The following is a 23077-nucleotide window of genomic DNA, read 5'->3' as shown; positions in this document are numbered from 1 at the left end:
GCTTGCCGCCGAGGAACGAGCCGGGCGTTTTCGCTTCCAAATGCTTCAAATATCCCGGGGGGCTCGCGGGACGCGAGCGGGGGCAGCGCCCCCTCCGCAGGATCGGATCAGAGCGCGCGCCAGCCGATATCGCGGCGGCAGAACCCGTCGGGCCAGTCGATCGCGTCGACCATCGCATAGGCGCGATCGCGCGCTTCGCGCAGGCTCGCGCCGCGCGCGGTCACGTTGAGCACCCGCCCCCCGGTGGCGACGAGCTGGCCGTCCTTTTCCGAGGTGCCGGCGTGGAAGACCATGTGATGGCTGTCATCGGGCAAGCTGTCGAGCCCGCGGATTGCCGAGCCTTTCTCGTAGGCACCCGGATAGCCCTTTGCCGCCATCACCACCGTCATCGCGTGATCGGGCGCCCATTGCGCGCGTACCTCGCCCAGGCGGCCCTCGGCGCAGGCGACCAGCAGGTCGAGCACCTGTGCGCCCAGCCGCAGCATCAGCACCTGGCATTCCGGATCGCCGAAGCGGACATTGTATTCGACGAGCCGCGGCTGGCCGTCCTTGATCATCAGCCCGGCATAGAGCACGCCCTGGAACGGCGTGCCGCGGCGCGCCATCTCGGCGACGGTCGGGCGCACGATGTCCTCGAGCGCTTCGGCTTCGATCTCGGCGCTCAGAACGGGGGCGGGGGAATAGGCGCCCATGCCGCCGGTATTGGGGCCGGTATCGCCTTCGCCGACGCGCTTGTGGTCCTGCGCGCCGCCCACGGCGAGGATGTCGGTTCCGTCACAGAGCACGAAGAGCGAGGCTTCCTCGCCCTCCATGAATTCCTCGATCACCACTTCGGCCCCGGCCGCGCCGAAGGCACCGCCGAAAATCTCGTCGATGCCGCTCAGCGCCTCGTCGAGCGTCATCGCGACGATCACGCCCTTGCCCGCGGCGAGCCCGTCGGCCTTGACGACGATCGGGGCCCCTTGGGTGCGCACATAGTCCCTGGCTGCCTCGGCTTCCGCAAAGCGGGCATAGGCCGCGGTCGGCGCGTTGCAGGCGTCGCAGATCTCCTTGGTGAAGGCCTTCGAGGCCTCGAGCTTCGCGGCCTCCGCGGAGGGGCCGAAGGTCAGGATGTCCTGCGCGCGCAGCGCATCGGCCACGCCCGCCGCAAGGGGCGCCTCGGGGCCGATCACCACGAAATCGACCGCATTCGCTTCGCACAGTTCGAGCACCGCACCCGCATCGCAAGGGTCGATCGCGGCGCATTCGGCGATCTCGGCGATACCCGCATTGCCCGGCGCCACGATCAGCCGGTCGCATTTCGGGTTTTGCTTGATCGCCCAGGCCAGCGCATGTTCGCGCCCGCCGCCGCCCAGAACCAGAATGTTCATCTGCTGCCCCCTTGGCCTTGCCGTTGCGGCCTTCTAAGCTGCACGGAAGATTGAGGCAAGGCGGGCTGATGGACCTTCTCGAAGACGACGGCGGAACGAACGCCCATGACTATACCGTGTCCGAACTCTCGGGGGCGGTGAAACGGGTGATCGAGGGCGAATTCGGCCGGGTCCGGGTGCGCGGCGAGGTCGGCCGCGTCTCGCTGCCGCGCTCGGGTCACATGTATTTCGACCTCAAGGACGATCGCTCGGTGATCGCCGCCGTCAGCTGGAAAGGGCAGGTCGCCCGGATGCGGGTGCGCCCCGAAGAGGGGATGGAGGTGATCGCCACGGGGCGGATGACGACCTTCGCGGGCCAGTCGAAATACCAGCTCATCGTGGACGATGTGGAGCCTGCGGGGGCCGGCGCACTGATGGCGATGCTCGAGGCGCGGCGCAAGGCGCTCGCGGCCGAGGGGCTGTTCGATGCCGGCCGCAAGAAACCGATCCCGTGGCTGCCTCAGGTGATCGGGGTGGTGACCTCGCCCTCGGGCGCGGTGATCCGCGACATCCTGCACCGGTTGCGCGACCGCTTCCCGCGCCACGTCCTGATCTGGCCCGTCGCGGTCCAGGGACAGGCCTGCGCCCCCGAGGTCGCCCGCGCGATCCGCGGCTTCAACGCGCTGCCGCCCGGCGGTCCGATCCCTCGGCCCGACCTGATCATCGTCGCGCGCGGCGGCGGATCGATCGAGGACCTGTGGGGGTTCAACGAGGAAGAGGTCGTGCGCGCGGCGGCGGAGAGTGCGATCCCGCTGATCTCGGCGGTGGGACACGAGACCGACACCACCTTGATCGACTATGCCTCGGATCGGCGCGCGCCTACGCCCACGGCAGCGGCCGAGATGGCGGTGCCGGTGCGCGCCGAACTCGCCGCCTGGCTCTCGGAGGCGCAGGCGCGCATGGCACGGGCGGCGCGCGGACGGCTCGAGCAGCGCGACCAGAGGCTGCGCGATCTGGCGCGGGGTCTCGGCCGGCCCGAGACGCTGGTGCAGCCCGCGCGGCAACGCTTCGACATGTGGGGCGAGCGGCTGAGCCCGGCGCTGCGCACCCTGGTGCTGCGCAAGGGCACGCGCTTCGCACCGCTCGCCGCCCAGATCTCGCCCAACCTGTTGCGGCGCTTCATCCGCGACCGCTCGCGCGAGGTGGACGGTTTCGCCGCCCGGCTGCGGCCCGCGCCGGGCGCCAGGCTGCGCCGGGCGGGGCAGGATCTGACGCAGCTCACGCGGCGGCTCGAGGCGTCGCGGGCGCGGATGTTGACGGATGCGCAGCGGCGCAATCGCGAAGGCGCGGAGCGGCTGGCGGGCCTTGCCGAGCGGCTCGATCGGGCGCCCCGGCTGCGCCTCGAGGCGCTGGAAGAGCGGCTCTCCCGGCTCGACCGGATGCGCCAGACCCTGGGCTATACCGAAACGCTCAGACGCGGCTACGCGGTGGTGCGCGGTCCCGAGGGCGTGGTCACCAGCGAGGCGGTCGCGGCCAGGCAGCCCGGGCTCGAGATCGAATTCGCCGATGGGCGGCTTTCGGTCATTCCGGGCGGCGGTGGTGCGTCCACGGCCCCGGCCAAGCCGAAACCGCAGAAGAAGAAAACCGATCCCGGCCCCGATCAGGGGAGCCTGTTCTGACCGAACAGTGTCCGAGCGGGAACGGCGCGCGGCTTCCTCCGTCGCCGGGTGCGGGAATTGACGATCACAGGGGGGGGCGCTGCCCCCGCGGCTTCGCCGCTCCCCCGGGGTATTGCGATCTAGGTGAATGGAGGGCGCTTCACCTGGGGAAAATACCCCGGGGGTGAATTTCCGACAGGAAAGAGGGGGCGGCGCTCCCTTGCGACGTTCTCCGGCCGCTCAGACGCCGACATCCGGGCCCTGACACCTCAACGGCTCGGGGCTCTCGGCCAGCGAGACCAGCGGCTCGCTCCCCGGGTCGTCCTTGAATTTCGCCACGAGCCCCTCCGCCGTGTCGTAGAAGGTCCAGCATTGCAGCGGGACCGGGGCGCCGTAATCGAAGCAGATATAGGGGCCGCTCTGATACCAGTCGCCCTCCTTGCATTCGCTTTCCGTGAAGGCCCAGACGACCTTGCGCCCGGGCTTGTATTGCTCGGTCCCGTAGGGCTGGCCGAAGGCGGAATAGGTGATCGTGCGGCCCTGCGTGCGGGCATCGAACTGCTCGGCGGTGAGCGGCGGGCCCAGATCGGTCTGCGCCAGCGCGGCGCCGGGCAGGGCGAGGCAGAGGATCAGGGGGGAGAGGATCTGGCGCATGGGCGGCGAGGCTCCTAACAAAGATCGCGCTCAGCCTGCCAGATTGCGCCCGACTTTCCTAGGGGTGACCCTCGGGGCCCGGCCGAGCGCCTTGACCCGGCGGTCCATCACCCGGCGCCAGAGCGGCGGCACGAGCGCGAGCGCGGCCATCGCGGGCAGCGAGCGGGGCAGGATCGGCCGCGGATCCTGGTCCGTATCGCCGAGGCGCAGGGCCGGGTAGACCCGTGCGGGATGGGCATGGTGGTCGGAATGGCGAGGCGCGTTGAGCATCCAGAGCGAGGTCAGCGGATGCGGCGCGTCCCAGCTGTGGCGCGGCCCGACCGGCTCGTAACCGCCATCGCCGCGGCGTTTGCGTTCGAGCCCGTAATGCTGCACGTAATCGGCCAGCAGGATCTGGATCTGCGCGTAGAGGCAGAGCGAGAGATAGGCGAGCGCGCCCTCCCAGCCGAAGAGGAGCGCGAAGGCCAGCACGAACCACAGCCCGCCGAGAAGATAGCTCGGATAGGGGCCGAGCCGCGTCAGCCGCGCCCGCAGGCGCTGCCGGAGCGGGGCGCCGGGACCGGGCGGGCGCAGGCGCGCGGCGCGCTGGCGCTCCATCTCGTAACCGGCGACGAAGGCGCCCTTCCATGCCCGGGGCGCGAAGGCCCAGAAGCTCTCGCCCAGATGCGCCGAATTCGGGTCGTCGGGGGTCGCGACGAAACGGTGATGCACGAGGCGATGGGCGGAGGTGTGATGCCCGTAGAGCAGCGAGACATAGACCCATTTGCCAAGCTGGAAGAGCCGTTTGTCGGTGCGATGGATCAACTCATGCGCATTGGCGTTCGAGACCTGCCCGAAGAACATCCCGAAAGCGATCCAGACCGCGATGCCGCTCGGACCTTCCAGCAGGGTATGGCCCGAAAGCGCCGCCACCGCGAGAACAAGAAGGCCGAAATGGGCGAGGGCGAGCGCGATCGAGAGCCCGTCCGCGGCGGGAAACTCCATGCCCTCGGGCGCATCGGGCGCGGCGCGCGCGATCGCCTCGTCGAGCAGGATCAGGCACAGTGCGATCCAGATGAGCGCGACCCAGCCCGCGAGCCCGCCGAAGATGGCGGCCAGCACCAGAACGGGCACCGGCAGGAAGGTGACACCGGCGAAGGCCGCGACCGCGGGCGGCCTGTTCTCCGGCCACGATAGCCGGAATTTCCGCCCGCGCGGCCGGGCTGGCCGAAGGGCGGCGGGCCGTTCTTTCGCCTGGGGTTCGAGCTCGACCGTCATTTCCGTCTCGTGGCTGCGCGACCGGCAGACTAGGCGCGGGCCGGCCATTCGGCAAGACTTGCGCGCGCGCGCAAAACATGCGCCCTTGGGCGAATGACGCTTTCGCTTGCGCTTTGCCTCCTCCTCGCCGCGCTTTTCGCCGCTCTCTACCTCGTCGCCCATGCCGGGCGGCCGGAGAGCCGGGCCAAGAGCGCGACGAAAACCGCCGCCGTGGCAGCGCTTCTGCCGGTGGCCGCGCTCTCCGGCGCGCCGGGGGCGATCCTCGCCGGGCTCGCGCTCGGGGCTGCGGGCGATTTCGCCTTGTCGCGCCCCGGCCAGCGGGCCTTCCTGATCGGCATGGCGGCCTTCGCGGCAGGGCATCTGGCCTATCTGGCGGGCTTTCTCGATCTCGGCGCGATGCCGAGCGGCTGGACGATCGTGCTGATCGGGTTGGGACTGTCGGCGGAGTTCTGGCTCCTTCCGCGCACGGGCGGGCTGTGCTGGCCGGTGCGCGGCTATATCTGGATCATCGTCGCGATGGCGGCGGTCGCCCTCGGGCTGCCGGCGGGCTTCGGCGCGGCCAGGCTCGGCGCGCTCGCCTTCCTGGCCTCCGACCTGATCCTCGCGCTCGAACTCTTCGTCCTGCGCGACCCGAGGGCGAAGCTTGCCGCGGCACTCGCGCTCTGGGTGCTCTATTGGGGCGGCCAGGCATTGATCGCCTGGGGTGCGGGCACGGGTTGAGCCTTCCATCCGGGCGCATGATGAACTAGGTGAAGCTCAAGGAAAGGCTTGCCCAATGTCGTTTTTCAAGAAGCTCAAATCCCGCCTGACGCGGTCCTCCTCGAAGCTCGAACAGGGGCTCGAGGAGATCGTGGCCGAGAATGCCGCGCGCGAGGAGGCGGAAGCCCCCATGGAGGCGCCCGAGACCGAGGAGCGCCGGCACGAGGTGGTGAACCTCCCCGATCCGACCCCGCCCGCGCCGGGCTATGTGCCCGCGCCGGTCACCGAGCCGGTCGAGGAGGAGAACGCCCAGATCGCCAAGGCGCCGCTCGATGTGGAGCCCGCGCCCGAACAACCCGATCCGGGGCCGAGGAAACCCGGTCTGCTCGGGCGGATCTTCGGGGCCGAGACGAAAGCGGCCGAACCGCGCCGCGTGCTCGATGACGAGATGCTCGAGAGCCTCGAGGAACTGCTCATCGCCTCCGATATGGGGGTGGATACGGCTTTGCGGGTCTCGGCCAACCTCGCCGAGGGGCGGATGGGGCGCAAGCTCTCGGTGAGCGAGATCAAGACGCTTCTGGCCGCCGAGATTGCGCGGATCATGGAGCCGGTCGCCAGGCCGCTGCCGCTTTTCCCGAAAAAGCCGCAGGTCGTGCTCGTCGTGGGCGTGAACGGCTCGGGCAAGACGACGACGATCGGCAAACTGGCCTCGCAATTCCGCGCCGCGGGCAAGAAGGTGGTGATCGCGGCCGGGGACACCTTCCGTGCCGCCGCCGTCGAGCAGCTCCAGGTCTGGGGCGAGCGCGCAGGCGTGCCGGTGCTGACCGCGCCCGAGGGCTCCGATCCCGCCTCGCTCGCCTTCGATGCGCTCAAGAAGGCCGAGGCCGAGGGGGCCGATCTGCTGATGATCGACACGGCGGGGCGGCTGCAGAACCGCGCCGACCTGATGGAGGAGCTCGCCAAGATCGTGCGCGTCATCCGCAAGATCGACGCGAGCGCGCCGCATAACACCCTGCTCGTGCTCGACGCGACGACGGGGCAGAACGCGCTGAGCCAGGTCGAGGTGTTCCGCAAGATCTCGGATGTGTCGGGGCTGGTGATGACCAAGCTCGACGGCACCGCGAAGGGCGGCGTTCTGGTCGCGCTCGCCGACAAGTTCGGGCTGCCGATCCATGCGATCGGGGTGGGCGAACAGATCGACGATCTCGCCCCCTTCGATCCCGAGGAATTCGCCCAGGCCCTGGTCGGGCTCGAGACCTGAGCGGGGCAGGGGGCGCTGCCCCCCGCGGCTGCGCCGCTCCCCCCGGGATATTTGACGCATTTGGAATCCTCCGGCGCGTCTTCTCCTTCCAAATGCTCCAAATATCCCGGGGGTGAATGGCCGCAGGCCAGAGGGGGCGGCGCCCCCTGTCTTCCACCAGAAAGAAGGACCGCGCCTTGAGCGACTGGATCATCTCCGCATCGGGAACCGAGACCGGGAAATACCTCGCCCTCGCGCTGGCGCTTCTGGCGGCGATCCTGCATGCGCTGTTCGGGGCCTTGCAGAAGGGGCGGCACGATCCCTGGCTGAGCCGGGCCGCGATCGATGCGAGCTACGGGATCGTCGCCGCGCCCTTCGCGCTGTTCGTCGTGCCCTGGCCCGAACCCTTCATGTGGCCGATCTTCGCGGGGGTGTTCTTCATTCATGTCGGCTACAAGCTGTTGCAGGCCGCGAGCTATTCCCGCGGCGCCTATACGGTCGTGTACCCGGTGGTGCGCGGGACCGGGCCGCTTTTCGCGGTGATCGGTGCGGGGTTCGTCTTCGGCGAGCATTTCACGCTCGGCCAGTGGATGGGCGTTCTGGTGCTGCTCGCGGGGATCTACGGGCTGGCGATCTACAATCTGCGTACGATCACGGTGGATCGCGACACGATGGTGCCGGCGCTGATCCTCGCGGTGATGACCGGGGCTTTCGTCGCGCTCTACACCACCTACGACGCCTACGGGATCCGGGCCACCGCCGATCCCTTCACCTTCCTGGCCTGGTTCTTCTTCATCGATGGCTGGTTCATGCCGATCTTCACCGCGCGGCGCTGGACGAAATTGCCCTCATCGGAGATTGTGCCGCTGATGAAGCGGGGTGTAATCGGCGCGATCGTCGCCTATTTCTCCTTTGGGTCGATCATGCTGGCCACCCGGCTCGACAAGGTGGGGGAGGCGGCGGTGCTGCGCGAGACCTCGACGGTCTTCGCCGCGCTGATCGGCTGGCTGGTGCTGGGCGACAAGGTGGGCCCGCGGCGCACCGCGCTGATGGGGCTGATCGCGGCAGGCGCCGTGATCGTGGAAATGGCAGGCAGGTAGAGGCTGATGGCGAAACGGAAAATCTCACCCTGGATCAAGGCGGCGCTCGACTGGGGCCCACTGGTCGTGTTCTTCATTGCCTTCAACCGGCTCAAGGACGGGACCTATCACATCGCGGGGACCGATTATTCGGGCTTCGTGGTGGCGACCGCGCTCTTCATCCCGATGATCGCGGCCTCGACGCTGGTGTTGTGGCGGCTCACCGGAAAGCTCTCGGCGATGCAGGTCGCGACGCTGGTGCTGGTGCTGATCTTCGGCGGGCTCTCGGTCTGGCTCAACGATCCGACCTTCTTCAAGATGAAGCCGACGATCATCTATCTGCTGTTCGCGGGGATCCTCGGGGCGGGGCTGGTGCGCGGCAAGGCGTGGCTGCAGCTGGTGATGGAGGAGGCACTGCCGATGCAGCATGAGGGCTGGATGATCCTCACCAAGCGCTTCGTGGGCCTCTTCCTTGCGCTCGCGGTCGCCAACGAGATCGTCTGGCGCACCATGTCGGATACGGTCTGGGTCGATTTCAAGACCTTCGGTCTGCCGATCATCCTGGTCGGCTTCATCATGGCGCAGACGAAGCTCTTCGAGCGCTACGGGATCGAGAAGCCCGGCGAGGATCCGGCGGAGTAGGGCGGGTCTCGCCGACCCGCCTCGTCCGTGATCAGCGCTTGAACAGCACCTTCTGCGCCTCGCGGCTCTGCGTGCCCGTGCGCTGGTCGGCGGAGAGGGCGCGGCCCTTCTGCACAGCGGGGCGGGCCGACAATTCGTCGAGCCAGCGCGTGAGATTGGGCTTGTCCTCGAGCGTCTGTTCCTGCCCTTCCCAGAGCGAGGCCCAGCCCCAGCACGCCATATCCGCGATCGAGTAGAAATCGCCCGCGAGGTAGCGCGTCTCGGCCAGCCGCCGGTCCATCACCCCGTAGAGCCGCGCGGTCTCGGTGCGGTAGCGGTCCTTCGCATAGGGCAGGTCCTGCGGCGGGTCGAGCTGCGGGGCGTATTTCAGGAAGTGATGCGCCTGACCGGCCATCGGGCCGAGCCCGCCCACCTGCCAGAACAGCCATTCCTCGACCGCGATCCGCTCGCGCTCGGTCGAGCCGTAGAACTTGCCGGTCTTGCGGGCGAGATATTGCAGGATCGCCCCGGATTCGAAGATCGAGATCGGCGCGCCGTCGGGACCGTCAGGATCGACGATCGCGGGCATCTTGTTGTTGGGCGAGATCTTGAGGAAGTCGGGTTTGAACTGGTCGCCTGCGCCGATATTCACCAGGCGGGTCTCGTAGGGCAGTTCCATCTCCTCGAGCGCGATGGAGATCTTCCATCCGTTCGGGGTCGGCCAGTAATAGAGCTCGATCATCAGATCCTCCGCAATCGGTTTCGCGGATCAATCTGCGCCTCGGTGGAACAAAGGCAAGGCGAAAGCCTGTGTGCGCGGGCGCGCAAGCAGGCGCGACCAGCGCGGAGCCTGCGCCTTGGGCAGGGCCTCGGCGAGGAAGGGCAGGGGAAGGCGCTCGGGCTGGCGCAGGGCCATGCGGTAGAGATCGAAAAGCCCCTCGCGCATGTAGCAGGAGAAATGGCACACCCGCCGCTCGGGCCGCGCGATCGGGTAGCCGAGATCGGCGAGCGCGTTCAGCACCTCGGGCGAGTCGATCTGCAGGTCGAGCCAGTTGCGCATCGGGCGCGAGAGGCCGTTTCCGAGGCTGCGCTCGCGCCCGCGTGAGACGCCGAGTTCGAAGAGGAAATCGAACAGGTCGTTCTCGCGGCTGGTGACGTTGATCACCTCGCAGCTGCGGCCCGCCGAGCTCGCCATCGCCTCTTCGGCGCGGCTCTGGAATTCGGCCGCGGCCAGCAGCACCATGCGCGAGATCTGCCCGGCATGGGAATGGCGCAGCGCCCGGAGCGCCACCCGGCAGCCCATCGAATGGGCGATGATCGCGACGGGGCGCCCCGACGCTGCGTGGATCGCCGCGACGAGGCGCGCCAGCCGTTGCGCGGCGATCTCGGCCATGTCGTAGATCCGGGTGAGCCTGCCCGTCGAATACCAGGAGAAGGCGATCCCCAGCCCGTCGGCGGGATTGCTGCCCGCAAAACCGAGCGCGCGCGGCCAGCTGATCGCATTGTGCAGGTGATAGCTCGGCTCGAGGCTGAGGATATGCTGGTGGGGGCAGCGCTTCTCGACCCCCGCCGCGTAGCCGTAGCCGTGGATCATCACGACGATCGGGGCCCCTTCGGGGAGGGCCTTGGCACGTTCGATCACCTCGGCGGGGATCTCGGTGCTGGCGGGGGCCTCGATCAGGGGCATCGGATTTGTCTCGTGCTGGGCGCGGATGGGCGCGGTTGGACTCTGGAAGCGTAACGGAAACGCGGCCCTGAGCGCCCGGGTTCCCTCGGGCTCTGGTAGCCACACCGATGTGAACGTGCCGACAGAGACATCAGGCGCCACCGGCGATGCGTTGACCCTCGGTCGCGCGCGCGCTATCGCAGGCCGAGCCGCGACAGCCCGCCGCAGGCCGCAGGAGGCAATGATGACCGAGCGCAAGATCCGCACGAAACTCGTCCATGAAGGTATCCGCCGCAGCCAGTATGGCGAGATGGCGGAGGCGATGTTTCTCACGCAGGGCTTCGTCTATCCTTCCGCCGAGGCGGCAGAGGCGCGGTTCCTGACGTCGAACGACGACGAGTTCATCTATGCCCGCTACGGCAACCCAACGACGCGGATGTTCGAGGACCGGATGGCCGCGATCGAGGGCGCCGAGGACGCTTTCGCCTGCGCGAGCGGGATGGCCGCGATCAACGGCGCGCTCACCAGCCAGGTGAAGGCGGGCGATCACATCGTCGCGGCGCGGCAGATGTTCGGCTCCTGCCTGCATGTGCTCAAGGTGCTGCAGGGCTTCGGCGTCGGCGTGACGCTGGTCGATGGCACCAAGCTCGACGAATGGCGCGCCGCGATGCGCCCCGAGACCAAGGTCTGTTTCTTCGAGAGCGTGTCGAACCCCGGCCTCGAGGTGATCGACATCGCCGGCGTGGCCGAGATCGCCCATGCGGGCGGGGCGAGCGTGCTGGTGGACAATGCCTTCGCCTCGCCGATCTTCTCACGCGCGATCGAACTGGGCGCCGACGTGGTCGTCTATTCCGCGACCAAGCATATCGACGGCGGCGGCCGGGTTCTGGGCGGCGTGGTCTGCGGCACGAAGGAATTCATCCGCGGGCCGCTGGAAACCTATCTCAAGCATACCGGCGGCGCAATGAGCCCGTTCCATGCCTGGGTGTTGCTCAACGGGTTGCAGACGCTCGATCTGCGGGTGCGCGCGCAGGCAGCGAACGCGGCTGCGGTGGCGGCGGCCGTGGCGGGGCATGAAAAGCTCGCCCGCACCGTCTATCCGGGGCTGATGGATCACCCGCAGCACGCGCTGGCGATGGAGCAGCTCGGCTCGGGCGGCACGATGATCGCGCTCGACCTCGCGGGCGGCAAGGAGGCGGCGTTCCGTTTCCTCAACGCGCTCGAGATCGTGTCGATCTCGAACAACCTGGGCGATGCGAAATCCATCGCGACCCATCCCGCGACCACGACCCACAAGAACCTCTCCGAAGAGGAACGCGCGCAGATCGGGATTACCCCCGGCCTCGTGCGGATCTCCCTGGGGATCGAGGACGGCGGTGATCTGGTCGCCGATATCCGGGGCGCGCTCGAGGCGGCCTGATCGGTGAACCGATCCGGGTCCTGATCCGTAAAGTCTTGGACAAATCGCCCGAGACTCCCCATATCTGGCGGGACCGGGCCACCGGAGGACAGGACATGAACGTGCAAGGCAGGATCGAGACTCCCGACAGCGACGAGGCCAAGGAGGCGCTCGAGACGCTGCGCGCCTGGGCGGCGAAAGCCGATCCGGTCGAGGTCGCGCGGCTCGATCCGGCGATCGCGCGGCTCCTTCCGGACCATGCGCTGTCCAACTATCCCGATCTGAGCCGCGACTACGATGCCGCGTTCACGGTCGACGAGACCTACAAGGCTTCGATGCCCGATCTTCAGAACGGCCCGGCCTCGCTGATCGTTGGCGCCCGGACCCGGATCGAACATGTCGGGATCTCGAATTTCCGCCTGCCGGTGCGGTTCCGCACCCGCGATAACGGGGACCTGACGCTGGAGGCGTCGATCACCGGAACGGTGAGCCTCGAGGCGGACAAGAAGGGCATCAACATGAGCCGCGTGATGCGGTCCTTCTACACCCATGCCGAGAAGAGCTTCTCCTTCGAGGTGATGGAAGCCGCCCTCGACGACTACAAGGACGATCTCGAGAGCTTCGACGCGCGGCTGATGATGCGCTTCTCCTTCCCGGTGAAGCGGCAATCGCTGCGTTCGGGGCTCGAGGGCTGGCAATATTACGACATCGCGCTGGAGCTGGCCGATGTGGCGGGCGAGCGCACCAAGGTCATCCATCTCGACTACGTCTATTCCTCGACCTGCCCCTGCTCGCTGGAGCTGTCCGAGCACGCGCGCTCGGCGCGGGGCCGCCTTGCCACGCCGCATTCGCAGCGCTCGGTCGCGCGGATCTCGACGGTGGTCGAGCCGGGCGAGTGCCTCTGGTTCGAGGATCTGATCGACCTTGCCCGGCTCGCTGTGCCGACCGAGACCCAGGTGATGGTCAAGCGCGAGGACGAACAGGCCTTCGCCGAGCTCAACGCCTCGAACCCGATCTTCGTCGAGGACGCGGTGCGGGCCTTTGCCGAACGTCTTCTGGCCGAGCCGCGGGTGGGCGATTTCCGCATCGTCGCGAGCCATCAGGAGAGCCTGCACAGCCATGACGCGGTGGCGGTGCTCACCGAAGGTCCGACCTTTACGGCGGCGAGCCTCGATCCCAAGCTCTTCGGGACGCTGATCCACCAGGGCTGAGCCGGGGGAGGGGGCTCAGCCGGCCTCCACCACGAATTGCGCGGCCACGATCTGCCAGCCCTCCTCCGCGAGGCCCAGTGTCGCGGCGAGCGTGCAACCGACCCGGCCCGCATCCGAACCATCGGCATTGAGGATGCCCGACATCACGAAGCGCTGCAGCAGGACGGCCGCCTCGGGGCCGACCGGACGCGTCTTGGTGCGGCCGGTCACGAGCCGGGCGCGCGAGAACGCCCCGGCCAGTTCGCCCGCAAGCAATTCGGCGATGTGATCGCGTCCGGTCGCGGCCCCGCCGGTGAGCGAGAGGAAATCGGCATCGGGCGCGAAATAGCCAGCCAGCATCTGGGCGTCGCGTGCGCTCCAGGCCTTCGCGAAGGCGCGCGGCAGGTCGTCGGGAGATTCGAGGGCCATCAGTTCTGCTCCACCACTTTGCCGGGATTGAGAATGTTCTGCGGATCGAGGGCGCGCTTGATCTGGGCCATCGCGTCCCAGCCCGCGCCATGCTCGGCGCGCATGTAGCCGATCTTGCCCATGCCGATGCCGTGCTCGCCGGTGACCGTCCCGCCCATCGCGAGAGCGCGCTCGGCCATCTTGCCGGCGACCTCCTTGGCGCGTTTGAATTCATCCGCATCCTCGGGGTCGAGCAGCAGGACCGAATGGAAATTCCCGTCGCCCACATGCCCCACGACCGGGCCGATCAGCCCCGCCGCCTCGATATCGCGCTTGGTTGCGCTCACCGCCTCGGCCAGCCGCGAGATCGGCACGCAGATATCGGTCACCAGCCCCATGCAGCCCGGACGGTGCGCGATCGTGGCGGGGTAGGCGCCGTGCCGCATCCGCCAGAGCCGGTTGCGCTCCTCGGTGGTCGTGGCCCATTGGAAATCGGCCCCGCCCATGTCGGCGACCACCTCGCCGAAGCGTTCGGAGGCCTCGGCCACCGCCTGTTCCGAGCCGTGGAACTCGATCAGCAGATGCGGTTTGGCGGGGAAATTCGTGCCGTTGGCCTCGTTGAAGATCTGCGCGGTCAGATCGTCGACGAATTCGATCCGCGCCATCGGGATGCCCATCTGGATCGTCAACTGCACCGTCTCGACCGCCGCTTCCAGCGTGTCGAAGGCGCAGACCGCCGAAGAGATCGCCTCGGGCTGGCCATGCAGCTTGAGCGTCAGTTCGGTGATGACCCCGAGCGTGCCTTCCGAGCCCAGCATCAGCGCGGTCAGGTCGTAACCGGCGGCGGTCTTCTTCGCGCGGCTGCCGGTGCGGATGATCCGCCCGTCGGCCATCACCACCTCGAGCGCCATCACATTGTCGCGCATCGAGCCATAGCGCACCGTCGTCGTGCCCGAGGCCCGCGTCGCCGCCATCCCGCCGATCGACGCATTCGCGCCCGGATCGACCGGGAAGAACAGCCCCGTCGCGCGCAGATCGGTATTGAGGGCTTCGCGGGTGATCCCGGGCTGGACGCGCACCTGCATGTCCTCCGCCAGGATTTCGAGCACCCGGTCCATCCTCGTCAGATCGAGGCTGATCCCGCCCCGGATCGGCAACGCATGGCCTTCGAGCGAAGTGCCCGTGCCCCAGGCGGTGACCGGCACGTCATGGCGCGCGCAGATCTTCACGATCTCCGAGACCTCTTGGGCGCTTTCGGGAAAGGCCACCGCATCGGGGGGCGCATCGGGAAACCAGGTTTCGCTGCGCCCGTGCTGGTCGCGTTCGGCCCGCGCGGTCGACAGCCGCGCGCCCAGCACTCCCTCAAGCTCCGCGATCGCTTCCGCCAGTGCCATTCCACGCCCTCCTCACCGTTACGCGCCCAAGCATTAGGCGGATGCGCCCGCAAGGAAAAGGGTCGGCGAAATTCGTCGGCGGTTTTTGTCCCGGATCAAAGTCTTGTCCCGCGATGCCCCCTAGAGACTGGGGCGCGAAGCGGACATGATCGGCCCCGAGGGGCCTTCGAAGGAGACGGGAATGATATTGGAAAGCCGGATATGGGACGAGGTCGAGGTCGGGCAGTCGGCCGAGCTGAAACGACTGTGCACCGCGGATGATTTCTACGTCTTCGCCGCCGCCTCGGGCAATCTCAACCCGGTCCATCTCGAGGCCGAGGATGGCGATGGCGACGGCCAGAAGGAGGCCTATGCGCCGGGCATGTTCGTGGCCTCGCTGATCACCGCGGTCCTCGGCAACCTGCTGCCCGGCCCGGGCACGCTCTACCGCTCGCAAAGTCTGCGCTTTCACGACCGGGCCTCGGCCGGCGAGGAGCTCTGTGCGCGGGTCGAGGTGATCGAGAAGCTCGAAGGCGGGAAGCTTCGGCTGAAGACCGAAGTGACCCGGATTTCCGATGGCGCGCTGATCGTCGAGGGCGAGGCCGAGGTCTTCGCCCCCAAGAGACACCTGAAATTCGATGCGCTCGAGGTGCCGGGGCTGATCTCGCAGCGCCATCGCCATTTCGAGAAACTGCTCGAGGCGGCCGAACCGCTCCCCGATCTCGTCACCGCCGTGGTCTGTCCCGAGGAGCCGGTCTCGCTCGACGGGGCGATCCTCGCCGCCGAGCACAGGCTGATCGAACCGCTCCTGATCGGCCAGCCCGACAGGATCATGGCCGCCGCACGGGAGTTGGGCCGCGACGTGACCCGCTTCGAGATCCTGCCCGCCGAGACCGCCCGCGACGCCGCGCGCATGGCGGTGCAGCTGGTGAACGAAGGCCGTGCGGGCGCCGTGATGAAGGGCCATCTTCATACCGATACGCTGCTCAAGCCGATGCTCGACAAGAATACCGGGCTCCGGATCGGCAAGCGCTTCACCCATGTCTTCGTGATGGATGTGCCAGGCGTCGTGCATCCGCTGATCGTCACCGATGCCGCGATCAACATCGCGCCCGATCTCGAGACCAAGGTCCATATCGTGCAGAACGCGATCGACGTGGCGATCTCGATCGGGATCGAGGTGCCGAAGGTCGGCGTGCTCTCCGCAGTCGAGACGGTGACCCCGGCGATACCCTCCTCGCTCGATGCGGCGCTTTTGTCGAAGATGGCCGAGCGCGGGCAGATCCGGGGCGGCGAGGTCGACGGTCCGCTCGCGATGGACAATGCGGTCGATCTCGCCGCCGCGCGCACCAAGGGCATCCGCTCGAATGTCGCGGGCCGGGCCGAGGTGTTGGTCGCGCCGGGCATCGACTCGGCCAACATGCTCGCCAAGCAGCTCGCCTATATCAGCCATGCCGAAGGGGCGGGGCTGATGCTCGGCGCCAAGGTGCCGGTGATCCTCAATTCGCGCTCCGACAGCCCGATGGCGCGGCTCGCTTCCTGCGCGGTGGCGTCGATTCACTACCATCGTCTGCTGGGAGAATGCCCGTGACCCGCGCGATCCTGACGCTCAATTCGGGCTCCTCGTCGCTCAAGCTGGGGCTGTTCACCGAAACGCTCGAGACGCTCGCGCTCGCCCATGTCGACCGGATCGGCCGGCGCGAGGCGGCGATGGTGATCCGCGACGCCGCGGGCGCGCGCCTGCCGCTGCCCGCGGCCGCGCCCGACGCCTTCGCCACCAACGCGGCCGCCTTGCGCACCGCTCTGGCCACCTTCGAGGCGCAGTTCGACGGGCTCGACGTGATCGCGGTCGGCCATCGGATCGTGCATGGCGGGACCGATCATGCCGCCCCCGAGCGGATCACCGAACCCCTGATGGCCGATCTGGCGCGGCTCGCCCCCTTCGCGCCGCTTCATCAGCCGCACAATCTGGCGGGGGTGCGCGCGGCGCTCGAGGCCTTCCCGGGCACCCCGCAGATCGCCTGTTACGACACCGCCTTCCATCGCGGCCACCCTTTCGTGAGCGACACATTCGCCCTGCCGCGGCGCTATTACGAGAAGGGTGTGCGACGCTATGGCTTTCACGGCCTGAGCTACGATTACATCACGAGCGAACTGGCGCGCAGCGAGCCCGCGCTCCATGCCGGACGTGTGGCGGTGGCGCATCTGGGATCGGGTGCGTCGATGTGCGCGATCGCGCAGGGGCGCTCGGTCGCCTCGACGATGGGGTTCTCGGCGCTCGAAGGGCTTCCGATGGGCACCCGCCCCGGAGAGCTCGACCCGGGCATCCTGCTCTACATGCTCGACGAGGAGGGGCTCACCTCGCATGAGATCGCGACGCTCCTCTACAAGGAATCCGGGCTTCTGGGCATGTCGGGTCTCTCGAATGACATGCGCGTGCTCGAGGCGTCGGACGCGCCCCGTGCGCAAGAGGCGATCGACTATTTCTGCTTCCGGATCCGGCGCCAGGTCGGCGCGATGGCAGCGGCGATGGGCGGGCTCGACGGCGTGGTCTTCTGCGGCGGGATCGGCGAGAATTCGGGCCGCGTGCGCGCCCAGGCCTGCGAAGGGCTCGAGTTCCTGGGGCTCGAAATCGACGCGGCGGCCAACGCGGCGAATGCGCGCGATATCGGATCCGGACGGGTCCGGGTTCTGGTGCTCCCCACCAATGAGGAAATCGTCATCGCGCGCGGGGCGAGTGCCGTGCTCGACCTCTGAGCGCAGATCATTTTGGCGGCCGAGGCCGCTCCGCGGGGGATATTTGGAGCATTTGGAAGCAAAGTGCGCGCCCGCTTCCAAATGCTCCAAATATCCCCGCCGGAGGCATCCCCGGCCTGTTTCTCGGCGTGCCTCAGATCGGCGCGCAGGCGGTTTCGAGCCAGCGCTTTGCGCCCTCGCCGACAAGCGGTGCCACGCGCCGGAGAACCTCGGCGTGATAGGCGTCGAGCCAGTCGCGTTCGTCGGGACCGAGCAGGTCGGGGTCGATCAGGCGTCGGTCGATCGGGACCCAGGTCAGGGTCGCGAAGGCGAGCTGGTCGCGGCCGTCGCCCTTGGTCTCGGCGGCCTGGGTGAGGATCAGGTTCTCGATCCGGATCCCGAAGGCGCCCTCGCGGTAATAGCCGGGCTCGTTCGACAGGATCATGCCGGGTTCGAGTGCGATCTCGGAGATCCGCGAGATCCGGGCCGGGCCCTCATGGACGCAGAGCGCCGCGCCCACGCCATGCCCGGTGCCGTGATCGTAATCCCAGCCCTCCGCCCAGAGCGGCGCGCGGGCGAGCGCGTCGAGATCGCGGCCGGCGAGGCCGCGCGGGAAACGGGCGCGCGAGATCGCGATCATGCCTTGCAGGACGCGGGTGAAGGGGCGGCGGGCCTCGTCGGGCACGTCGCCCACGGCGACGGTGCGGGTGATGTCGGTCGTGCCGTCGACATATTGACCGCCCGAGTCGACGAGCAGCAGCTCACCGGGCTTCACCGGGCGGTTGGTGGCCTCGTTCACCCGGTAATGGACGATCGCCCCATCGGGTCCCGCGCCGCAGATCGTGTCGAAGGAGATGTCGAGAAGCGCATTGGTCTCGCGCCGGAAACCCTCGAGCGCGGTGACCACGTCGATCTCGCTCAGCCGGCCTTTCGGGGCTTCGGCATCGAGCCAGCTCAGGAACTCGACCATCGCGGAGGCATCACGCAGATGGGCGGCTTCCATGCCGGCGATCTCGGCGGGGTTCTTGCGGGCTTTCGGCAAAATGCAGGGATCGCGGGCCTCGAGGACCTTCGTGTCGTGATCGGCCAGCCGCAGCGAGACCGCGAGCGGCGCGCTGTCGGGATCGACGAGCACCGGTCCCTCGATCGCCTCGAGCGCCGCGCCGAAGCCTTCGGGCGGCAGGATCGAGACCTCTGATCCCAGATGCGCGCGCAGGGTCGCGTCGAACTTGGCCTCGGCGGCGAAGAGTTTCACGCTCGCATCCTCGAAGAGCACCGCGAAGGCCTGCAGGATCGGGTTGCGGGGCAGGTCGCTGCCGCGAATGTTGAGAAGCCAGCAGATCGAATCCGGCAATGTCAGCACGGCGGCCGCCGCGCCCTGTTTGCGCAGGTCTTCTGCAAGGCGGGCGCGTTTCTCTTCGGCGCTCTCGCCGGCGAATTCGGGCGGATGGATGCGCGCGGGCGCTGCGGGCGGGGCGGGGCGGTCCTCCCAGACCCGGTCGATCAGGTTCGCGCTCTCGACCAGGGCGATGCCCGAGCCGTCGAGCCCCTCGCGGATCTTCGCGATTTCCGACTTGGTATGCAGCCACGGGTCGAAGCCGATCCGCGCGCCCGGTTGCGCCTGCGTGCGCAGCCAGTCGGCGGGCTTGGTCTCGGGCCAGTTGACCGGGGTGAAGGCCCCGGGATCGACCTCGGCGCGGACCTGCACCCGGTAGCGGCCATCGACGAAGACGCCCGCGATCTCGGGCAGGGCGATACAGAACCCCGCAGATCCGGTGAACCCCGTCAGCCAGCCCAGCCGCGCGTCGCAGGGCGCGACATATTCGCCCTGATGGGCATCGGCGCGGGGCACGATGAACCCGTCGAGACCCGCCGCCTTGATCGCGCCGCGCAGGGCCGAGAGCCGGGGCGGGCCCAGTTCGGGGCGCGATTGCACCGAGAAATCCTGAAACATCAGATCGCCTTCTTGATCCCGAGGAAACGTGCCTTGGCGCGCGGGTCGCTGTCGAACAGGCTCGCGAGCTGTTCGGTCATCGCGCCCGCAAGCTGCTCGACATCGGTGATCGTGACCGCGTGCTGGTAATAGCGGGTCACGTCATGCCCGATCCCGATCGCGATCAGTTCCACCGCGCGGCGGCGCTCGATCATCGCGATCACGTCGCGCAGGTGTTTTTCCAGATAGATCGCGGGGTTGACCGAGAGCGTGGAATCGTCGACCGGCGCGCCATCCGAGATCACCATCAGGATCTTGCGCGCCTCGGGCCGCACCAGCATCCGGCGATGCGCCCATTCCAGCGCCTCGCCGTCGATGTTTTCCTTCAGCAGGCCTTCCTTCATCATCAGGCCCAGATTGTCGCGGGTCCGGCGCATCGGCGAATCCGCGCGCTTGTAGATGATGTGGCGCAGGTCGTTGAGGCGGCCCGGGCTTTGCGGGCGGCCGTCGGCGAGCCATTTCTCGCGGCTCTGTCCGCCTTTCCAGGCCCGGGTGGTGAAGCCGAGGATCTCGACCTTCACGTCGCAGCGCTCGAGCGTGCGGGCGAGAACGTCGGCGCAGATCGCCGCGATCGAGATCGGGCGGCCGCGCATCGAGCCGGAATTGTCCAGAAGCAGCGTCACCACCGTGTCGCGGAACTCGGTATCCTTCTCGACCTTGAACGAGAGCGGCGTCGTGGGGTTGGCGACGACGCGGGCGAGGCGGCCCGCATCGAGCATCCCTTCCTCGCGGTCGAATTCCCACGCCCGGTTCTGCTGGGCCTGAAGGCGGCGCTGCAGCTTGTTGGCCAGCCGCGAGACCGCCCCTTTCAGAGGTTCGAGCTGCTGGTCGAGATACAGCCGCAGCCGTTCCAGCTCGGCCGGTTCGGCGAGATCCTCGGCGGCGATCTCCTCGTCGAACCCGGTCGCGTAGACGGTGTAATTCGGATCGGCCTGCGAATGGGGCGGCGGCGGGGGCGGCTCCATCGGCGCGTCGGCCTGGGGCATGTCCACCTCTTCGCCCATCTCCTGGTCGGCGAGGTCGTCCGAGCTGACCGTGGTCTGGCTCTGGTCCTGCTGGGTTTCCTGGCTCGACTCGGGGCTGGCCTCGGCGTCCTCCTCCTGCTCGCCCTCGTCCCGGGCCTGCTCGTCACCCTGTTCCTCGTCGGGCTGGGCCTCGTTCTCGTCCTCGCCCTCGTCGCCCTTGTCCTCGTCGGGATCGTCGCCGAGCTGATCGGCATAGCCGAGATCGGCGATCACCTTGCGCGCCATGCGCGCGAAGGCCGCCTGATCGGAAAGCACATGCTCCACCGCCTCGAGATCGTCGCCCGCCGATTGCTCGATGAAGGGGCGCCACAGATCGAGCACGTTATCGGCGCCCGGCGGCAATTTGCGCCCCGTGGCCAGTTCGCGCACGAAATAGCCGGCGGCGACCGAAAGCGGAGCCTCCTCGGTCGAGCGGATCTGGGCATAGCCCTTGCGCGTGGCGTCATGCGCGATCTTGGCGTCGATATTCGAGAGCGTTCCGGGCATATCGCGCGCACCGAGCGCCTCGCAACGCGCGGTCTCCATCGCCTCGTAGATCGCGGCGGCAAGCTCGCCCGTGGGCGCGTAGCGCGCATCGACCGCCGCATCGTGATGGCGGCGGCGCATCGCCAGCGCGTCGGCCGTGCCGCGCGCGAGCAGCACCTCGTCGCGCGTCATTCGGCGGCTCACCTGCGGCAGCCGCATCGTGTCGGCGGTCATGCCGGCGGGATCGACCGAATAGCTGACCGTCATGTCGGGCGAGTCGGCGAGCGTCTTGGTCGCTTCGGCGAGCGCCTTCTTGAAGGGATCGGCGGGGTTGTCGGAGGGCTTGCTCATGCCAAAAGATAAAGCACCGCCCGCCTGCGCCCGCAAGGGGGGTCGGCATCGCCCCGCCGTTTCCCGAGCGCCGGAACGGACCTGCATGGCCGCGCGTTCTGCGTTCTCCAGCGCACATAAGTCCGGGTTTTACCCGGAAGAGCGTGCCCTACCTCATAAGGGGAGGGCGCCCGTGCCTCCCCCCATGGACGTGGCGCGAAACATGAGAATGAGAGCAGAAAGGACATGTCATGGCTGAGAAGCTCAAGATCGGTCTCATCGTCGGGACGACCCGCGACGGGCGTTTCGCGGATCGCGCGCTCGACTGGTTCGAAGGAAAGATCGCGGCGCGCGAGGATCTGGACTACGAGGTGCTCGACCTGCGCGAGGCGAAGCTGCCCTTCTTCGACGAGGCCGCGCCGCCTGCCGCGAAACCCGTGACCAGCCCCGAAGCGCAGGAATGGGAGCGCAAGCTGGAGGCCTGCGACGGGTTCATCGTGCTGACCGCGGAATACAACCACTCGATCCCGGCCACGATCAAGAACGCCTTCGACTACGCCTTCAAGGGCTGGCATCGCAAGCCGATCGGCACGGTGGGCTATGGCGGCGTCGGTGCTGCCCGCGCGGTCGAGCATCTGCGCCTGATCGCGGTCAATTTCGGCATGGTGCCGGTGCGCGGCGCGGTCTCGATCGGGGGCGCGGATTTCGTGAAAGCCTCGCAGGGCACCCCGATCGCGGAACTGGGCGATCACCTCGACGCCCCCGCCAGGGAACTGCTCGACGACATGGTGTTCTGGGGCCGGGCCGCGAAACAGGCGAAGGCCGAGGCCGCGCGCGAGCAGCATCGTCCCGCCGCGCGCTGACGCGAGCCGGGCAGGGCAAAGCAAAAGGCGCGGGGGTGTGCCCTCCGCGCCTTTTCTCATGGCTCACGCGCCCTTTCGGGCTACGCGCATCTTACTTCGCGATCGCCGCGGCGCTTTCGGGCAGTTCCTCGTCGAAGAGACGCTGATAGAACTCGGCCACGGTCTGGCGCTCGAGCTCGTCGCATTTGTTGAGGAAGGTCAGGCGGAACGCATAGCCGATATTGCCGAAGATCCGCGCGTTCTGCGCCCAGGCGATGACGGTCCGGGGCGACATCACGGTCGAGAGATCGCCATTCATGAAGGCGGTCCGCGTCAGGTCGGCGACATAGACCATCTGCGAGATCGTCTTGCGGCCGGCCTCGGTATTGTATTGCGGGTTCTTCGAGAGCACGATCGCGGCTTCCGCGTCGTGGCTGAGATAGTTCAGCGTGGCGACCAGCGACCAGCGGTCCATCTGGCCCTGGTTGATCTGCTGGGTGCCGTGATAGAGGCCCGTCGTGTCGCCCAGACCGACCGTGTTCGAGGTCGCGAAGAGGCGGAAATACGGGTTCGGCGTGATCACCTCGTTCTGGTCCAGAAGCGTCAGCTTGCCGTCGGCTTCCAGCACCCGCTGGATCACGAACATCACGTCGGCGCGGCCCGCATCGTATTCGTCGAACACGATCGCGGTCGGGTTGCGCAGGGCCCAGGGCAGGATGCCCTCGTGGAAGACGGTGACCTGCTTGCCGTCGACCAGTTTGATCGCATCCTTGCCGATCAGGTCGATCCGCGACACGTGGCTGTCGAGGTTGACGCGCACGCAGGGCCAGTTGAGACGGGCGGCGACCTGTTCGATATGGGTCGATTTCCCGGTGCCGTGATAGCCCTGGATCATCACTCGGCGGTTGTAGGCGAAGCCCGCGAGGATCGCCATCGTGGTGTCGGGGTCGAACTTGTAGGTGCTGTCGACTTCCGGGACGCGCTCGGACTTCTCGGCGAAGGCCCTCACCTTCATGTCGGACTCGATGCCGAAGACCTCGCGCACGTCGATTTCTTCGGTGGGTTTAGCGTTCTGATCGAGCATCGCGGACGT

General features: G+C 68.0%; 20 protein-coding genes. 10 read left to right on the top strand and 10 right to left on the bottom strand.

What is annotated here, in order from left to right; translation table 11 throughout:
* Positions 1–107 precede the first annotated feature (107 nt).
* On the bottom strand, positions 108–1370 hold the full coding sequence (purD, locus tag DW2_RS16110; protein ID WP_038148144.1) for a phosphoribosylamine--glycine ligase: 1263 nt from the start codon (positions 1368–1370) through the stop codon (positions 108–110).
* A 65-nt stretch (positions 1371–1435) separates the two neighbouring features.
* On the opposite strand from purD, the gene xseA reads away from it, so the two are divergent.
* A complete protein-coding gene (xseA, locus tag DW2_RS16105; RefSeq protein WP_038148249.1) occupies positions 1436–3028 on the top strand; it encodes an exodeoxyribonuclease VII large subunit in 1593 nt (530 codons plus the stop codon).
* 219 nt (positions 3029–3247) lie between these two features.
* Here xseA and DW2_RS16100 read toward each other — a convergent pair whose 3' ends face one another.
* Positions 3248–3661, bottom strand: coding sequence for a hypothetical protein (locus DW2_RS16100; protein ID WP_038148142.1), 414 nt, complete (start codon positions 3659–3661; stop codon positions 3248–3250).
* A 30-nt stretch (positions 3662–3691) separates the two neighbouring features.
* A complete protein-coding gene (locus DW2_RS16095) occupies positions 3692–4918 on the bottom strand; it encodes an alkane 1-monooxygenase (RefSeq protein ID WP_081875033.1) in 1227 nt (408 codons plus the stop codon).
* A gap of 93 nt (positions 4919–5011) precedes the next feature.
* Between DW2_RS16095 and DW2_RS16090 the strand changes: the two genes are divergently transcribed.
* From DW2_RS16090 to DW2_RS16075, 4 genes are all read left to right on the top strand, one after another.
* Entirely contained in the window at positions 5012–5638 is a 627-nt protein-coding gene (locus DW2_RS16090; RefSeq protein ID WP_038148140.1) for a lysoplasmalogenase, read from the top strand.
* Positions 5639–5693: 55 nt separating this feature from the next.
* Entirely contained in the window at positions 5694–6878 is a 1185-nt protein-coding gene (gene ftsY / locus DW2_RS16085; RefSeq protein ID WP_038148139.1) for a signal recognition particle-docking protein FtsY, read from the top strand.
* A gap of 176 nt (positions 6879–7054) precedes the next feature.
* Positions 7055–7957: an EamA family transporter gene (locus tag DW2_RS16080; RefSeq protein ID WP_038148138.1), complete on the top strand. Its 903-nt coding sequence runs from the start codon at positions 7055–7057 to the stop codon at positions 7955–7957.
* Between the two features lie 6 nt (positions 7958–7963).
* Positions 7964–8578, top strand: coding sequence for an inner membrane-spanning protein YciB (locus tag DW2_RS16075; RefSeq protein ID WP_038148136.1), 615 nt, complete (start codon positions 7964–7966; stop codon positions 8576–8578).
* 31 nt (positions 8579–8609) lie between these two features.
* On the opposite strand, the gene DW2_RS16070 is transcribed toward DW2_RS16075, so the two are convergent.
* Positions 8610–9299 carry a glutathione S-transferase N-terminal domain-containing protein gene (locus DW2_RS16070; RefSeq protein WP_038148135.1) on the bottom strand — a complete coding sequence of 230 codons (690 nt, stop codon included), beginning with the start codon at positions 9297–9299 and terminating at the stop codon, positions 8610–8612.
* Between the two features lie 27 nt (positions 9300–9326).
* A complete protein-coding gene (locus tag DW2_RS16065; RefSeq protein WP_038148134.1) occupies positions 9327–10244 on the bottom strand; it encodes an alpha/beta fold hydrolase in 918 nt (305 codons plus the stop codon).
* A 223-nt stretch (positions 10245–10467) separates the two neighbouring features.
* Between DW2_RS16065 and metZ the strand changes: the two genes are divergently transcribed.
* Positions 10468–11643: an O-succinylhomoserine sulfhydrylase gene (metZ, locus tag DW2_RS16060; RefSeq protein WP_063137154.1), complete on the top strand. Its 1176-nt coding sequence runs from the start codon at positions 10468–10470 to the stop codon at positions 11641–11643.
* Positions 11644–11738: 95 nt separating this feature from the next.
* Positions 11739–12833 carry a GTP cyclohydrolase FolE2 gene (folE2, locus tag DW2_RS16055; RefSeq protein WP_038148132.1) on the top strand — a complete coding sequence of 365 codons (1095 nt, stop codon included), beginning with the start codon at positions 11739–11741 and terminating at the stop codon, positions 12831–12833.
* 15 nt (positions 12834–12848) lie between these two features.
* Here the strand turns inward: folE2 and DW2_RS16050 are convergent, their stop codons facing one another.
* Positions 12849–13241 carry an SgcJ/EcaC family oxidoreductase gene (locus DW2_RS16050; protein ID WP_038148131.1) on the bottom strand — a complete coding sequence of 131 codons (393 nt, stop codon included), beginning with the start codon at positions 13239–13241 and terminating at the stop codon, positions 12849–12851.
* Positions 13241–14614 carry an FAD-binding oxidoreductase gene (locus DW2_RS16045; RefSeq protein WP_038148130.1) on the bottom strand — a complete coding sequence of 458 codons (1374 nt, stop codon included), beginning with the start codon at positions 14612–14614 and terminating at the stop codon, positions 13241–13243. Before DW2_RS16045 ends, DW2_RS16050 begins: the two co-directional genes overlap by 1 nt.
* Before the next feature lie 181 nt (positions 14615–14795).
* Between DW2_RS16045 and DW2_RS16040 the strand changes: the two genes are divergently transcribed.
* Both DW2_RS16040 and DW2_RS16035 read left to right on the top strand, forming a co-directional pair.
* The gene (locus tag DW2_RS16040) at positions 14796–16184 is read left to right on the top strand and encodes a bifunctional enoyl-CoA hydratase/phosphate acetyltransferase (protein WP_038148247.1); all 1389 of its coding nucleotides are present in this window, start codon (positions 14796–14798) and stop codon (positions 16182–16184) included.
* Positions 16175–17350, top strand: a complete 1176-nt coding sequence (locus DW2_RS16035) for an acetate/propionate family kinase (RefSeq protein WP_038148129.1) — start codon at positions 16175–16177, stop codon at positions 17348–17350. Before DW2_RS16040 ends, DW2_RS16035 begins: the two co-directional genes overlap by 10 nt.
* Before the next feature lie 133 nt (positions 17351–17483).
* Here DW2_RS16035 and DW2_RS16030 read toward each other — a convergent pair whose 3' ends face one another.
* Both DW2_RS16030 and cobT read right to left on the bottom strand, forming a co-directional pair.
* A complete protein-coding gene (locus tag DW2_RS16030; protein WP_038148128.1) occupies positions 17484–19283 on the bottom strand; it encodes an aminopeptidase P family protein in 1800 nt (599 codons plus the stop codon).
* On the bottom strand, positions 19283–21163 hold the full coding sequence (cobT, locus tag DW2_RS16025; RefSeq protein WP_038148126.1) for a cobaltochelatase subunit CobT: 1881 nt from the start codon (positions 21161–21163) through the stop codon (positions 19283–19285). The genes DW2_RS16030 and cobT overlap by 1 nt, the downstream gene beginning before the upstream one ends.
* A gap of 230 nt (positions 21164–21393) precedes the next feature.
* Here cobT and DW2_RS16020 point away from each other — a divergent pair, with 230 nt between their 5' ends.
* Positions 21394–22005: an NADPH-dependent FMN reductase gene (locus DW2_RS16020; protein WP_038148125.1), complete on the top strand. Its 612-nt coding sequence runs from the start codon at positions 21394–21396 to the stop codon at positions 22003–22005.
* A gap of 91 nt (positions 22006–22096) precedes the next feature.
* Here the strand turns inward: DW2_RS16020 and cobS are convergent, their stop codons facing one another.
* Complete coding sequence (gene cobS / locus DW2_RS16015) at positions 22097–23068, bottom strand: cobaltochelatase subunit CobS (protein WP_038148123.1); 972 nt, start codon at positions 23066–23068, stop codon at positions 22097–22099.
* Positions 23069–23077 lie beyond the last annotated feature (9 nt).

It is taken from the genome of Thioclava atlantica, from assembly GCF_000737065.1.
Lineage (GTDB): Bacteria > Pseudomonadota > Alphaproteobacteria > Rhodobacterales > Rhodobacteraceae > Thioclava > Thioclava atlantica.
Note: the sequence above shows the minus strand (reverse complement) of the source record. Positions and strands in the feature narration are given on the sequence as shown.